The organism is Enterobacter sp. RIT418, from assembly GCF_003057745.1.
GTDB lineage: Bacteria > Pseudomonadota > Gammaproteobacteria > Enterobacterales > Enterobacteriaceae > Enterobacter.
The window spans coordinates 314,678-330,449 of record NZ_QBJD02000002.1 but is presented as its reverse complement, the minus strand read 5'-3'; the positions used below and the strand labels follow the sequence as shown (position 1 = coordinate 330,449).

Sequence of the window (15,772 nt, the reverse complement as noted above, 5' to 3'; positions counted from 1 at the left end):
GCAATGAGTTAAAAATAACGGTGGTCATAGTTGCTTGTTCTCTTAAGTATCGAGGATGCACTTTCACTTAAATGCATGCCTTGAGGATACAACTGAACAATCCGGTAATGAAAGCAATTAGTTTCACTATTTATTGTATCCAACGACTTTGTAATCACTTCTTAACGAATATGTTTTAAAGTAAAGTTATGTGTCATGCTTTTGGTTTAATATTAAGATACATAACATCTAAAATGTTTAACTTATACGGGAGGTGATCAGAATGACTGAATACTTAGTTTTTAGTAAATAATTATTACCAGATAACTGGGGCAGGATTTTACTGGCGCTATGATTAGAGAGGAACATCGCCACTGATTGCTGGTCAGGAGGCCAGATAACTACTTAATCATTGGGGGGATTGTTGTTTTGCTAATTATCAACATAGCCAACACGAGATAATCATTTGCGGAGTATAGAGAGTGTATAAGGGTAAATGCAATAATAAAAATAAAGATTCGGAAAATTCAATGAATTCTATCTCATCCGACGGGGAGAGTGCTGAAAATCCGATTCAGTTAACTCATTCGAAAGATAAAGTAAAATTTATCAAAGAATTTGCGTTGAGTCTCATCCCCTTTCTTTCCACCTATAGAGCTTATAAACAAGAAGGTGGGGAAAGTGCTATCAATCATGGTGTTGCTGATGCTGCATTGCTCGTCCCTATTATTGGGGTTCCTGTTAAAGTTGGAATGGCATTGAAATCTGCCATGAAAAAATCGCAGGATGAATTTACAGTTAGTCAGGAAGTAATTTTGAAATTTGTTAATGCTTTTTTGAATATAACGGATAAGGCATGGCATCAACAATATGCAAAGAATCCGGAGATGTTTTATGATGCAGTTGCCAGAAGAAACTACAATCGAAGCATTCTCAAATATTTACTAAAGGAAAGTAACATATTGAGCGATAGATGTTTCCTTGACAAAATGAGCGGGGCTTTCGGAGCGCATCTGAGAGGTGTGACTGATTTCATGGCTGAAAAAGCGGGTGCTAATTCTGATGATGAAGTGTTAATTTCAACCGCATATAAATTCACTGCCGCACTTGATGATATAATTATAACCCTTCGCGACATTCATGGGGAAATTCAATCCGAGTTAGATACTCCTCAATATTTGTCTGATATTAGTCAGTTAACGAATGAAGAGATAAAAGTAATAGCTATGTTGGGTATTGAAAGAGTAATTCTGGAATAAATCCAGTTGCAGTAATTTATATGAGTATCTAAACGAACAGATTGGGTGGTAAATTGAAATGCATTACCTGATCCTGATGAATGTAGTTGAAGTTTTTTTATGTTTTTATGACTATGTTGATAGGAACCGGTATGTAACGCATTGTGCAGGATTAAATCATCAAAGGCTTAAGGTGAAAGTATGTATATGAATAAACGTAAGAGCACGGGTTCCAATGGAGATAATCCGCAAGGTACTTCTTGTAATCGTCAGGAAAATGCCAGCTCTGATGTGAAATTGCCAGAAGCGGAGGTGTCGGCATCAGCTTTTAAGCGGTCACCCACGGCAGCGCAGGCTTTAATTAATTCCGGGGCGGGTTATGGTAGCCAACTGGCGACATCCGGGAGCGATGAGATAGTACCCCAGCGTGAGGTAAGCACATATTCTTCCTATCTCGTTGAACCAGCGCTGGTAAAGCTGGATGCCGTTATGAATTTTCCGGTAGATGTACCTGAGGAAAAAATAGTACTAAACACTGTTCGTAAGGAAGGGAAAATGATATATACTGTAACCTTCACTCTCGATAGCCCAGAGTTTAAACCAATTAAGGAGGAAGAAATCCCACCGGACCAGGTGGTTTCAATCCCGTTTCAAAAAGATTGGCATCGCTCGTTATACATATTTAATTATCCTGGTGGAACTGAACGGATAAATAAAGAGGGGGTTAGCTGTTCAGATTATATAAATAATTCGGTGGTGACGGATTTTATTGGGGAATCAAAAGCCAGGCATTTAACTGAGGTAGCACATCAGGGCCATCAAAGCATTTTTGCTGCACGTAATTTTGATTTCTCGAAGGGTGTTAATTTCGTCGTCCAGGCGGATTCACCTCCTCGGTATGATATTAGTTATGACGATGAGGGAAGAGTGAAATTAATTTCACAAAGCGTGTTTAAAATTAAAGATAGTGATTGCGATAAAGATGTTGATGGTATCACTATATCGCACGAAAGGTCAAACTTTTTTCACGTTAAATCATCAGGCGACAATAGCGATTTTGGCTGTCTCTCAGAAGAAAAAGATGGATGGACGATAAAGGTTCAATTAATCTCTTGATGTTAATGATGACTTTCACGTTGATTTACAGATCGCGGCGTGGCGAAAGATAGCCCTCAGATTGCGGAGTTAGATGTTTATATTCGTGCTTTATACAAACAATAACATGCGTAAAATTGCAGGTTATGAATTCAAAGGATTAGGGTAAACATATTAATTCCAGGGATGGGTTATATCACTTTACGTAAGGCTGAATTATGCATCCTTTGATGCTGGAATGGAGTTAAGGAAGGTGTTAAAAAACTGAAAAGATCATGGAGTGGCAAACCGTAAGCATGTTTTAATTGCCTACCTTTTTATTTTCTTTGACAAATAATATTAATATGAAGCGGAAGAGCTATTATTTATTAATGCTTGGGTATGATAGGCAATGCATTGAAAATGCGAAATATTTCATAGGGCGCTACAATATACCCGTAGAAAACATAGTCTCAACCAGCCTGTCATAGGTTTTTCTTTATTAAATTTCAAATTTATTAAGGACGCTAGTTTAAGTGATAAGCTCATTATAATTGGGCATGGTAGGCAATCGCTCCCTGCTACAAGAGGGGGCGAGCAACAATATGCACCATCTCAGTTAGCACAGTCCTTAAAAGACAAATTTAAGATTAATGAGGTTGGTCTTATATCTTTTAAAGCATGAGAGTTGGGCAATGGCTCTTTCCTATACGACTTCTTAGATCCCTTTACGTCAACTGGTGGGGAAATTGGCGGATGTATCGGGTATAAGGGCGAGGTAATGAATACAAATAGAGGTGAAGCAGTTGGTGCGTGAGATTACATTAAGCGAGAGTTGTTTCTTAGGAAGAACACCGATCAACAATGAGTAACAGTTGTTCAGGGCAATGCTACAGCACCTTCTGAATATGGAAACAAGCGAAGATTTATGAGGGCGTAAACTGTATGATAATAAAGTATAGACGCTTGCGCAACACTCCGGAAATACCACTGGAATATTAAAATACTTGTCACTACTAAATGTATTTTTCTGGCGCGGTCTGGATATTTGAAGGCCGGGTTTTATTTAGGGCGATGTCAACACTACTCCGCGGATACGATTTCTCTTATGCCATCATATATGCAAAAAAACAACGTCGCATGAAGAAAGAAGTACATATTGAAGGGAGGCGACATCAATATTTCTCTGTAAATGAAGGTACCAATATTTCTGTTGAGGAAACACCATAGCCATTGCGGCTTTCTCCTGTGGCGCAGTTTTTACGCCAACTCGGCGAGGAGCTATTTTTTAACAAGTTGCTTCCTGTCTGCTTATTTTTAAATATTTCAGGCTGAGTTTCCTCGTATATCATTAGCTTCCCTCAATAGATTTCCTGCCATTTATTACTAAAGGTTTTTCTGCTATGCCTGAACATTTATTTAAACCATCGGCCTCTGAAAAGAATGAATCCCGGAAGCCGGAGCAGCAGCCTGCCGCCGGAGGCGGAATTTCCTTCCCTGAGGCTCCTGCTTCCCCCCGGCTTTCCCGCATGGCCACGTTTGTCAGACATGTGCTACAAGCCCATGGCGATACCATCCAGATAGTCAACTGTGAGAGTGACTGGCAGCAGCGCTTCAGCCGCCATTTTTTTGAGCTTGCTGGCGAAGACAATGTACTGCCTGCTGCGCCTGATCTGGAGTGGCTGGAGGAGGCGGGAGAGCTATCCATTGCCGCTTTTTTGAGTGCCAGGGGGGATGCCCCAGAAGTGATGGCAGCGCGGTGGTATCTTCGATATCTAGCGACGCTTCCTCAAACCGGAAAACCAGCAGAGGCGCTGCGGGTATTTTCCGACCTCAGCTGGGCGGAAGTCTGGCGGGAGATAAAGCAGACCAGCCTGGGTTTTGTGCATGGCATTATTAAAGAGGCATGCAGCCATATTATTCAGGCCAGTCCAACGCTTGGTCTGATAAGTGCCCTGATTGAACAGAATGCTTTTGATGGGGCGGTGCGTTTTATTCTTGGCCTGGGGGTCCGGCGGGTAATGGCGATTATCCTGCACACCCTTTCGCTGATGCCGGAAGGCAGCCCGGTGAGAGCGGTGTTGAGCCTGCTCAGCGATGCGGCCCGGGCTGAAGCTGAGTGGACACAGGCCAGCCTCGTTTTGCTGACGGTAACGGCGCTGCTGGCGGTGGCCTGGCGTCTGCTGACGCCGGGTACTCAGCCTGACAGGCCGGTAACCGCAGTCGGTCGGTTTCTGGTGGGTATACCGGAGCTACTGACCTCACTACACAATATCATCAACCTGTTTTCCGCGGTTCCGCACCGTCAACCTGGTTCCATTACATCGCTGTATGCTGATCCGGCAGATATTTCCGGCAGATTGCCGGGCAATACGCAGTTACTTTCTGTTCCTGCCACGCCGGTTCTGCAGATTGTCCGTGAACGATGGACTCCTGGGGGGCAGCAAACTGATGGTGTGGAGGTGAGGGGGCACGGCAGGGCCTATGAGGCTGTACAGGCTGAGCACGCTCGTATGTGGTCGCCGTCATCCCCGGCAATGCCGTTTCTATCGAGGGGAGAGGGGGGGAGGCAGGCAAGCCCGGTGGTAAGTCAGTTTTTATCCCGGGAGCTTAATAAGGCAGATAAGGCCCCGGAGGCTTTTCGGGGAGTTCACTGCCTGATGCGCCAGCTTAGTCCGGACGAAACAACAAGCGTGTGGGATGTGGCGCTGACCGGCTGGCTGTCACAGGGCACCGGAAGAGGGATTCAGGCGTTCCGCTGGACAACCCGAATGGAGGAAGCACAAAAAACGGTGCTGGACAGGCTGCTCCGCGGTGAGCGGGAGCCCGGGATGGCGGATATCCCTGATACAGCACTGCGCGGGGCGATGACATTTCTTGCCGGGGAGCCTTTACAGGCAGCCACTCTCCCGGAGCAGGACCGGGCAGAAACTGTCAATGATCCTCGGGGCGTATCAGCGGAAGAAGAGGCGCTGATGGTCCGGACGGACAACCTGCTGACCCGGGTTATCATCTGGAGTCAGGAAGCCGGAGCAGCCCTGTACAACTGGCTACCCCCCCGGCTGCCGTTTGAGCCGGGTGTTGCAGACGCCAGCTTGGCGGTTCCGGCATTCCTCTGCCCCCGGGGTTATTTCCAGACAGCTATGTCTGACCTGTGTGAGCCCGATTTTGACTTTGATGACGCAGAAGCTCCCAAAAACGAACCGGTTCTTTCCGCTGAGCAGGTTTACATCCGGCAGTCGGCACCGGCGCTGCACCGTGCACTGACCGGGCTGGCAGCAGACACCGGAAAAACGCCCCTGACGCTGCTCTCACTGGTGCATATCTCAAAGTGGACGGATGTGGCTAACGACCTGAGCGGCGCATTTGAACAGACCGTCACGGATATCCGTCTGCAGGCGCTTGTCCGTGATGCCGACAGCCAGCAGCAGACGGCGAGATATACAGATCTGCACCCTCATGAGTCATTACGGCTGACGCTGGAGGGGGATGCCCCGGATGTTTACCGTGCGGAGCTGAATAATGACAAGGTGCTGGATGAGGTGAAGCAGCTTCTGGCGGCAGTCAACGGCTGGCTTCCTTCGGGGCTTCCGGCAAATGTAAGCCGCTGGATGAAAACGGCGCCGGTGGCGGAGCGGCTGGCTTATATCACTGCTCATGAACGGGTTTCAGGCGGGGGGAATATGACGACGGCAGCCGGGGCACTGAACGCGATGCAGACATTGCAGACCCTGCTGACGGCGAAAAAAATCAATGAAGTGGCGGATGTGACGGCGTTTACGGGGCGCTGGCTGGTCGATGCTTACGGTGCGCCGGCCGATATTCTGCAAAAAAATATCACCGTCAGCGGTCAGGCCATGATGAGGGAAATCTGCCCGTTGATGGACAGCGGCCGTGAGCGCTATGATTTCAGTTACCCGAAAAGCCTGTGGTATGCCGCCCGTAAGCTCCCCTGGCAGAATGAGCGGTGTGACGTTGCAGATGTTGGTCAGCACTGGAAAAGGGGGCGGGTGGCAGAGGGAGAAACGCCCTCATTCTTCTGTGGTCGCCAGACAGAGGCGGAAGTGGAGGTGGGGGGAAGGGTGGAAAGCTGCAATATACAGTACCCACCGGATGTGGAGAACAACAGTGGGCTGCGGCAGCTGTTTAAGGATGCGCCAACGCCGGTCATGTTCCGCAGCGCCTGGGAAGCGTTCACGCACCAGTGGGAGCAGGATCCGGAGCTGACGGCGGTACTGGTGCTCAGACTGGCGTGGCAGTTAAATACCCGGCTGGATGACCTGATAAACGGGCGAAATACGCAGCTGACGGAGTTACTGGATACGGCGCAGAAAGCGCAGCTGAAAGCCGGGGCGCGGGCGATGCGTCTGGGGATGGCCAGGCCACTGTTCCTGAAACACAAAGGAACGGGAAGGGTGGCAGACCAGCTTATCCTGCTGCCGGGCATGGGAGCTGATGAGTATTTTGTTGTTTCTCTGAGCGGCAGCACGCCGGTGAGTACCATAAAGCTGCGCACGCTGGATTTCGGAGACGGAAGCGCACGGTATGTGGCAAAAGGGGATTACGAAAAAATAACGCCCTTTTTTGCGCCGGGGACGCTGCCGGCATTTCATTTCGGGACGTCAGTCTATGAAAACCAGGACACGCCCGTTCTGGAGCTGAGTGCCGAAATGTTTGTGGCAGAGCAGGGAGATAATCCGTTAAACACGCTGGCCGGTGCGTTTAAGGACAAGGCGAAGGAGACGGGGAACTACTATTTTCGCAATCAGGCGGAGCTGGATGAGGCGGATTTTGCGCGCAGGCTGGCGGAGGTGGCAGAAGTGGCGGGGCTTGTGGCAATGGTCATCCCGTTTGCAGAGCCCTTTGCGTTAGAGCTGCTGGCGCTGGAGGGCGTGGAGCTGAGCCTGGTGGAAGGGGGGGTGAAGCTGACGGGTACGGTACTGAACTACGGTGCAGCAGGATTGCAGATATGGTCAGTGGCAGAGCAGTATCGCAGCGATGCGGATAACCCGGCGGCGCGGCATGAGGGACTGTGGGCGCTGGGAGAAAGCATTGCGGTAACGGCGCTGATGGCAGCAGCAGATTTCTGGCCGGGTAAAAGTGCCAGGGAGCGCTATGAAAAGGCGCAGGAGCAGGTAAAGAGTAAGATGGTAACGTTCAGTGGAAAAAGTATTCAGGAAGGAGAAAAGGCCGGGGCATATTATATCGCAGGTGAATACTATATTCCCGTGGAGGAGGGACGGCTGGTGCGAAGCGTATGGGATGAGAACTACAAAGGGTTCCGTACCCTCAGCCTTAAAGACGAAATGATGGGTGTAGAGCCAGAAGAGAGAGCACTTTACCGACGTGATGAGGAAGGGATGTTCATAGAGGAACCTGAAATTACTGATTGGATGTGTAGTGCGCCAACGTCTTCTTTACGCGGTAGAAGTAAGCGGAGTAATTCGGCTGCTCTCAAGGGGAAATGTTCTGCCAAAGTTGCGAAGTTTTTTGCCGCCGGAAAGAATATTGGGAAAGTCGATACATCCATTTCCTGGAATTTTGTCATTAGTATCCAGATAGCCGCACATGAAATAGGGAAAAAAGAGGGGCAGGGGCTGATGTCTTCAACCCGAGCTCTAGAGTTCATTGATTTTATTGGTAAGGACCCGCTTGTTATCCGAACTAAAGAAATGTTGACAAATATACCTTTAGGATCGCGTATTGCTTTTGTGGAAAAAACATCTCATGGTGTTGAGGAAATTAAACATGCTATGTTATATTGTGGTGATAAGGAGGCAATTGGCATAAACAATGGATGGCTCACCAATAAAATGCACTACAATGCTAAATCATCGGCCTCAACGATTAATTTGGAAAACGACATTGTCTGGAATGCAGATGGGCCAGTCAACCAGGCTGGTTATCCTATAACTATTTACGCTCAATCTCAAAGTGACCTGCAGAACCCTGAGTTATTAAGCTCGCTTTATAATGGGGTTGAGGTATTTGATTCTCCCCAGCGTTATTTAATAACCGATATTAACAGGATAGCTCCTGAGGATGTTCGGGAAATAAAAACATCCCTTTCTGATGGTACTTATAACGAACGTCAGGATATGATTAAAAATAATTTTCTTCATGGAAGCCAGGTGCAAAGTATCGATGAGATTAAGGTGGTTAATATGTTAAGCGTTATTGATTCACTAAGTGCTGCAAAATTTAGGAGCGGTAAAGGAGTTTTTCATGGAAATGCTATGTCAATGGAAAGTCTGAAACGTTTTAAAACTGGTACGTTGATTCAATCACATCAGTTAACCTTTTTTTCTGATTCACTATTTGTAGCAAGGTATTTTTCAGAAAGTGCATCCAGTGCATCCAATGAGGTTAATGTTATTTTTGAAATAGAAAATAGCGAGTTTGCTCCAATCAAAAAAATTATTCCGGCTGGTGGGTTATATAATGTTATCGTAAATGAACTTTCCAGGGCAGGTGAAGATGTCCAGCGTGATGTAAGGCTGGCGCGTGAAGGTGTTATTCCTCCTGGATATGTTTTTAAAGTAACGGATGTTACAAAGATTGAAATTCTGGATATTCCCTACCAACACATTAAATTAAAGTATGTGCATCGAAATGATGACATTATAATTGATAGTTTTAATGGCGAGGATTATATTTTTCCAACATAATTATGATGTATAGGTGAGTGTTTTGTGATAAGTTATAAAATATCCAGTTTGCACAGTTGTTTTCACCACTCTCATAATTGTCAGATGTGTTGATTCTTGTAGTCATCTGATAAGTAATTATTCCTTTTGGTTTGCCCTGTAATGACGCCGTGGGTTATAATTTAGCATCGCTATGTTGATATTTGACTGAATAAAATATTTTAAAATAAATGTGAGTTCTTAAGCGTATATTTGAATTATGAACGATTTTCTCGTGTCATTCATAAATTCATAATCCATTATGATAGCCACTTAGGGTATTTGGGGGGGGGGAGACGGAAATATCAAGTGATTTAAACCGTTCATTACAAAAAGTGTCTGGTAACAGTGCCAGATAATTTTTTTAGAAGTAAAATTCGGGGTTGCATTGACTAGCCGAAAACGTTGCGTGAGAACTGAGCAATAACCTCGGCCAGTTACAGCCAGCCTGAGTGGGTCCAGATGTAGGTTATGTCCATCACTCAACATTCATCTGCGCCTGAGAAGGGTTCACGCACCAGTGGGAGCAGGATACTGAGCTGACGGCGGTGCTGGATGCGGCGCAGAAAGCGCAGCGCTGGTGGAGTCTAAAGTGGGTTCGTAATTCAATGAATGTATTAAATTAATGTCTAATTCAATTTTTCGATGGTGCCTAAGAAGGTGCCTGAAATTTTTACCATTTTCTTTTGGTGGGGAATGAGAGATTGGTTTGCAGCACTTAGGGACTCATAAGGCTTCGATCTTTGCTCATGGTAAAATGAGAAATATTATCAATATTTATTTGATTTTTTTTTAAATGTCAGATGCGATGCCGTCACTATTTCCGCTACTGTAGCGGAAATAGCAACACATAAGCAGCATGTACTTAGAAAAATTAAAGATCTGGGCAACAGCCCGATGCTTTTTTGGCACGCAGAATATCCGTTGCGGTAATGAAGGAGGGGCTCGCGCCATGTAAATCCCTTGCGGTCGATACGAACCAGTTCGTACTTTTCGACTAGGAAATTAACAGCATCGGCAAGCGTTATTCCCGCATCGATATGCTCCTCAATGGCCGTGTCGTCATGAAATGGCGTGTCGTTAAGTGCCAGACCGGAATGATGTTCCAGAAGATACGTTAACAGTTGCTGCCAGGCCTGTACGGGCGACAGGCGTGACGAAATAGGCACCGTGGCCGGTACAGATGAAATGTGCATGAGTTGGGTGCTGATACAAGATGAGAAGGTTTTACTTGGTTGCAGATGCCTGAGGATAAATAACGATGTAAACATAGCCATGAGAGCCGAGAGTGTCAGCCTCGCAAGTGAGTCCGTTATGATACAACGTAACACAATGCTGATGACGCAGATTCAGCTTACCGGTTGTCAGCATCAGTTCAAGTTGTTTCATCATTAGCGGAAACGCTTGGTCCAGACGTATGGCCTCCTCTTCGTTAAATGTTCCACTAAAGCCTGCAGGGTCCGCCATAAAATGCAGGCGACAACCTTCCTGCACAAGCCTCGCATCGAAGCACGGCGAGATGTCGCGCTTCAGTCCCCATGAATTTTGCATTTTCGACTCCTTATTTAGTGTCAATTGGTGGTGATGCACATCAGGCGTGTATACGGGCCGTGATTGTCTCGACGGCGTTCTGCGTAAACCGCCAGCACGCCGGAAATCTCCGCGACATCTTGACCGGTGTAATGACTGGCACTGCCGTGCCATTGGTATTTGCCTGTGCATTAGCGAAAGATACGGGAATCCGGATGTTGTCGCTGAATTGCCATTGCGGCCTTTTTATCGATGATTTTCATGGTTAGCCTCATAGCCAGCCACGTTCAGCAAAAGAAAGCACATCACCGATGCCAACTATAAGTTGTTATGTGGAATTGAACGTCAAGCCCCTAAAGTGGCATTTATCACTTAGATATCCCACTGCTGGCGGGGAAGCGATATGGTACGGCTCACAGGACAGGCTCGACACTTTCTTATTTGAGTCAGGGTATCGTGCTCAACATTGGGGCTACCATGAGTGATTGGTATGCTGAACACAGTTCAGCCTGGGGAGAGGGAGCTACCAGGTAAGACAAAGCAGTAACAGTACACCATTGATGCTATTTTATGTCACACTCACTGAGAAAGAAGAAAAAACTTGCGTCATGGAAATAAAACAAATATTTTTGTAGATAATGCAATTCTTATAACTCATCCATATTAATAATGCTTGCATTATTGAATGATTCGCAACACGGTTGTTTAAATTAAATTGGCAAGCTAAGTTTTTAATTTATAATTTTTTATTTTAATGATTTTCCAGGGGCAAATATCAGATTATTTATTTTCGTGTTAAATAGAGGCTATTGCGTACATCTATTTGGGTGGCTAACTTAGCTATGTCACTAAAAATCCCCCTGACGCATCAGATAAAGATTAAATACTTAACGAGCGCAATCCAGATAAAACCAATGGGATAATTAACTATAAGTTCAAGCAAAAAACCAGAGAGCACCAAAATGGCGAGGGTTAAAAATGGAGAACGCGTCAAATATAAATATTGGAATAGGTAGCCATCACATTTGATGATTCTTTAAACCGATGGAGGTGATGAAGGGTAATGCTACATCTAACTAAACTAATTAAGAGGTTTTATAATGAGAAGAGCATGCGTACAAAATCAAGTCACAATGTCGAAGCAACATGTTTCCTCTGAGATTTCATATGAAGAAAGCAATTCAGATAATCAAAGCTGCCGTAGCGACTGGACTAATACCCCTGCAAAACACTATGTTGTACAAATTGGCCAATATGGTGGATTACACCCAGCACAATTTGATAAGTACGCAAAAAGTACCGTGAAGAAAAGGAATATTCCTTATGATAATTTTTTTGGCGAGATGGCTAATAATCACAACAATACTATTTTTAACTCCCCTGAAGCTGATTCATTAGCGAGTCTTGATGTTTTTTCACGGCTCGACGTAGTCGTGCATGGTAACCGAAACTCTCCTTTTGAGGCCAGGGAGTTTTATCAAACAAATGAACAAGGGAGGTCTGTTAAAGCCCGAGAAGAAACTCAGTTTACGGCAAAGGTCATGGCGGAAAAACTGGCTGCTATGGGTTTAAAGAACGTCGGTGTATTAAGGCTGGATTCCTGCAACGTTGGGGCCGGAGCTTATCTTCAGCAGCTCAGGGCTGCGTTACGTGACTTAGATATTCGCGTAGGTTATCTTGCTGCACCAAATGGCTATTTGCAGGATGTTCACATCCCTTTTACCGCTACGAGACCCGTTTATAGTTGGAGATTCTGGGAAGATCGCTGGACGGTTATCAAGGGAAATCTTGATGTTGAATTTCCGGGAACGCGTTACAATGGATCTGGCAGATGACTGACTAAGGTTTATTAGTCTCGACGTGATCCGATACATGCCCCTGAAACTAAAACATTAACTTTCTCTTTTTTTATCTGGCGTTTCAATGTTACTTAATTTATCTAATAAATTATCTACTGCGCCAGTTCTGTCGCATTAAGGAGAGGTCGGGTAATATTCTGTTTTTTTATGATGTTACCTGACAATGTCTTTGATCCGAAATGCCTTCAGGCGGCTGCATTATCCCGTCGATATTATCGCCCAGTGTGTCCGCTGGTATCTGGCTTATGCCCTGAGCCTGCGTAATATTGAAGAAATGATGGCAGAGCGCGGCGCTACCGTTGACCATTCCACGCTGCATCGCTGGATTATCCGCCTGGTGCCGCTTCTGGACAGGGCGTTCCGCAGGCATAAACGTGCAGTGGGTCGCCGGTGGCCAATGGATGAAACCTACATAAAAGTTAAAGGTGAGTGGAAATACCTGTACCGCGCAGTCGACAGCACGGGGCAGACCATCGATTTTCTGCTGACGTCCAGACGGGACGCTGTAGCAGCCCTGCGTTTCTTTCGCAAGGCCATCCGTAACCACGGCGAGCCTAAGGTGGTGACGATAGATAAAAGCGGCGCCAATACTGCGGCTCTGGCCACGCTGAATGCCGACAAACCTGAGAAAGAAGCCATTACCATAAGGCAAAGCAAGTATCTGAATAACCTGATTGAGCAGGATCACCGAAACATCAAACGCCGGATACGCTCGATGATGGGATTCAAATCACTCCGGCGTGCGCAGACGGTACTGGCAGGAATTGAGTTAATCCACATGATACTTAAGGGACAATGTCATCACCCAGCCGGAGACGGATTATCATCGGCAGAACAATTTGATTTGCTGGCTGTCTGAAAAACAGGCTGCGCAGTTTTCTTCATCTTCCATTCTTTAACGCGACAGAGCCATAAAAATGGGTGGCAGATTAGCAGTCAGCCGTTAACTTTAAACACAGCTGCTCCCCCCTTCTGTGAATAAAGGTATACTGGGAAAAGAAAAAATAAGAAAACATTCTCCCGGCAGGAATGCCGGGAGAATGGATTATAAGTGTTGTTGCCTGGCGTAATCGAAAGGTGAGACCGGATTTTCATTATTTGCATCGAGAAAATCAGCCCACCACTGCAGCATCAAACTGCGTTCATCTAGAAACTCCGCTTTATGGATATAAGCCGCACGTACCCCATTTCTCTCTTGATGGCTCATCTGGCGTTCAACTGCGTCCCTGGACCATAATCCTGATTCAATCAACGAACTGCAGGCCATTGCCCGGAAGCCGTGACCACAGACATCGATCTTTGTATCGTAGCCCATCAGGCGTAATGCGTTATTAACCGTGTTCTCACTCATGGGTTTCCAGGGATTATGGTCGCCAGTGAAAATCAACTCATATTCACCGCTGATGGTGTGGATCTGCTGCAGAATATCCAGTGCCTGCGTTGAGAGTGGTACCAGATGCTCTGTACGCATTTTTGAGCCACGATGGGAATATTTGACCCCCTCAATAGGTTTCCGCTCAGGAGGAATGGTCCACATGGCATTCTTAAAGTCGATCTCAGACCACCTGGCAAAACGTAGTTCACTGGAACGGATGAAGATAAGCAGGGTGAGTTTAGTTGCCAGCCGGGTGAGAGGTTGTCCTCTGTATGCATCAAGTCGTTCAAGAAGCTCTGAAATGCGATTTAAGGCGAGGGCAGGGCGATGCTGGCGTTTCACCGTTGTTAAAGCGCCAGCCATATCCACGGCAGGGTTATAGCTGATAATGCCTGACTGGGCAGCATAGCGCATGATTGCAGTGATGCGCTGCTGAAGGCGGGCTGCGATCTCGTATATCTCTTTGGTTTCGGCAGCCTTAACGGGGACCAGTAAATCTGGGGTTCTGAGGGTGGTAATATCACGTGAGCCGATAAAGGGGAAAACATGAGTCTCGAGACTTTTCAGTATCTTCTCACTATGTGACTCTGACCATTTTTTGTTGCTCTTATGCCACTGTCTTGCGATGCCTTCAAATGTCTGAGCTGTTTCGGGTACCGACTTTTTGATCCGTTTCTGTTCGCACGGATCAGTTCCTTCAGCTATCAGCTTCCTCGCCGTATCGCGTTTTTCCCTTGCTTCTGATAACGAGACTTCTGGATAAACGCCCAGAGCGAGCGTTTTCTCTTTGCCCAGAAACCGATAACGGAGTCGCCAGTAGCGGGAACCGTTAGGGTGAACAAGTAAAAACATGTTGCCGCTGTCGGCAAGTTTATAGGGTTTTTCATCCGGTTTAGCTGCACGGATTTTAGCGTCAGTGAGCGCCATTAGCGGTGTCTCCTGATAGTAAAAGGGGTATAAATTTTATCGAATCAGACTATACCCACAGTTGTACCCTCGCAAGGGACTTGATGCGGGTTGAAGTTGATTGAGTTGGGTGGAGTTAAGGGATTGTAGAAGCGTTGATTTCGGCGGGCTTAGAATGCAAAAACGGACCTCCGTGGAGGTCCGTTAATATGAATTTGGTGCCCGGACTCGGAATCGAACCAAGGACACGGGGATTTTCAATCCCCTGCTCTACCGACTGAGCTATCCGGGCAACGGGGCGCATTAAACCCGATTCACCTGCCGCCGTCAACGAAATTTGTTGTTTTCGTTACAGACTGCACACTCTCTCACCAGTTCGTCGCAATCTTAGGCAAAAAAGTGCGTCCAGAGCGCGGAAAGCGGCATGGCGAGCAGCAGCGCGGGCAGCATGTTGACTACCGCAAACATCTTGATGCCGCAAATCCGCAGCCCCGTTGCCAGCAGCAGCAGCCCGCCGACGGCGGTAAAGTCGGCCATCATAGCGGGCGTGGTGAGCGGCAGGATCAGCGTCGCGCAGGTGGCAAGCGCGAGCTGGATAAGCAGCATCGGCACGCTAATTGCGGCCACGGCAATCCCCAGCGTGGTGGCGAAAATGGTGGCGGTAAAGAAATCCAGAAACGCTTTGGCGATCAGTATGCTCGGATCGCCGGTCATCCCTTCCTGCATCGAACCAAAAATCCCCGTGCCGCTGGCGCAAAACAGGATCACGATTGCGACGTAGTTCTGAATAAACGTCTCGTGCGAGCCGTTTTGTGCTTTGCCCGGCCGGGCGATCAGGTTTTTGGCCTTACCGACCGCGCTGTTGATCCCTTTTTCCAGATAGCAAAACTCGCCGATCAGCGCGCCGAGCAGGGTGGCTAAAACCATCACCGGCAGATTGGCGCATTTGATCACTAAAAGGATACCGATGCCCAACGAGGCCAGGCCAAAAATAGAGGGCATGGATGAGCGAATACGCTCCGGCAGGCGCTGGCTCAGTACGGCACCGAGAGCGCCGCCCAGCAAAACGGCTCCGGCATTGATGAAAGGCCCGATGACCACGGTAAGCTCCTGTTATTTAATCAT

Annotated in this window: 8 protein-coding genes, 1 tRNA gene and 2 pseudogenes; 5 read left to right on the top strand and 6 right to left on the bottom strand. The window is 46.9% G+C overall.

Annotation, left to right across the window (positions count from 1 at the left end; all coding sequences use genetic code 11):
• Positions 1–461: 461 nt before the first annotated feature.
• The 3 genes from DBY73_RS03805 to DBY73_RS03795 all read left to right on the top strand — a co-directional run bounded on the left by DBY73_RS03805 (position 462) and on the right by DBY73_RS03795 (position 8,959).
• Positions 462–1,238, top strand: coding sequence for a hypothetical protein (locus tag DBY73_RS03805; protein ID WP_146745741.1), 777 nt, complete (start codon positions 462–464; stop codon positions 1,236–1,238).
• Between the two features lie 186 nt (positions 1,239–1,424).
• Positions 1,425–2,333: a hypothetical protein gene (locus DBY73_RS03800; protein ID WP_146745740.1), complete on the top strand. Its 909-nt coding sequence runs from the start codon at positions 1,425–1,427 to the stop codon at positions 2,331–2,333.
• A gap of 1,361 nt (positions 2,334–3,694) precedes the next feature.
• The gene (locus DBY73_RS03795; RefSeq protein WP_112009870.1) at positions 3,695–8,959 is read left to right on the top strand and encodes a hypothetical protein; all 5,265 of its coding nucleotides are present in this window, start codon (positions 3,695–3,697) and stop codon (positions 8,957–8,959) included.
• 962 nt (positions 8,960–9,921) lie between these two features.
• On the opposite strand, the pseudogene DBY73_RS03790 reads toward DBY73_RS03795, so the two are convergent.
• From DBY73_RS03790 to DBY73_RS03780, 3 genes and pseudogenes are all read right to left on the bottom strand, one after another.
• Positions 9,922–10,167, bottom strand: a pseudogene (locus DBY73_RS03790) (TA system toxin CbtA family protein); the annotation flags it as partial.
• A 37-nt stretch (positions 10,168–10,204) separates the two neighbouring features.
• Complete coding sequence (locus DBY73_RS03785) at positions 10,205–10,528, bottom strand: type IV toxin-antitoxin system YeeU family antitoxin (RefSeq protein WP_112009869.1); 324 nt, start codon at positions 10,526–10,528, stop codon at positions 10,205–10,207.
• A gap of 20 nt (positions 10,529–10,548) precedes the next feature.
• Positions 10,549–10,770, bottom strand: a pseudogene (locus tag DBY73_RS03780) (DUF987 family protein).
• Between the two features lie 870 nt (positions 10,771–11,640).
• Here DBY73_RS03780 and DBY73_RS03775 point away from each other — a divergent pair.
• Together DBY73_RS03775 and DBY73_RS03770 are read left to right on the top strand one after the other, a co-directional pair.
• Positions 11,641–12,342 (top strand): hypothetical protein, encoded by a 702-nt coding sequence (locus DBY73_RS03775; protein WP_146745739.1) that lies wholly within the window; start codon positions 11,641–11,643, stop codon positions 12,340–12,342.
• A gap of 187 nt (positions 12,343–12,529) precedes the next feature.
• On the top strand, positions 12,530–13,225 hold the full coding sequence (locus DBY73_RS03770) for an IS6 family transposase (RefSeq protein WP_112009867.1): 696 nt from the start codon (positions 12,530–12,532) through the stop codon (positions 13,223–13,225).
• Positions 13,226–13,411: 186 nt separating this feature from the next.
• On the opposite strand, the gene DBY73_RS03765 is transcribed toward DBY73_RS03770, so the two are convergent.
• The 3 genes from DBY73_RS03765 to DBY73_RS03755 all read right to left on the bottom strand — a co-directional run bounded on the left by DBY73_RS03765 (position 13,412) and on the right by DBY73_RS03755 (position 15,748).
• Positions 13,412–14,668: an integrase arm-type DNA-binding domain-containing protein gene (locus DBY73_RS03765; RefSeq protein WP_112009866.1), complete on the bottom strand. Its 1,257-nt coding sequence runs from the start codon at positions 14,666–14,668 to the stop codon at positions 13,412–13,414.
• A 195-nt stretch (positions 14,669–14,863) separates the two neighbouring features.
• A tRNA-Phe gene (locus DBY73_RS03760) sits at positions 14,864–14,939 on the bottom strand.
• Between the two features lie 95 nt (positions 14,940–15,034).
• Positions 15,035–15,748 (bottom strand): DUF554 domain-containing protein, encoded by a 714-nt coding sequence (locus tag DBY73_RS03755; protein ID WP_112009865.1) that lies wholly within the window; start codon positions 15,746–15,748, stop codon positions 15,035–15,037.
• Positions 15,749–15,772: the final 24 nt, after the last annotated feature.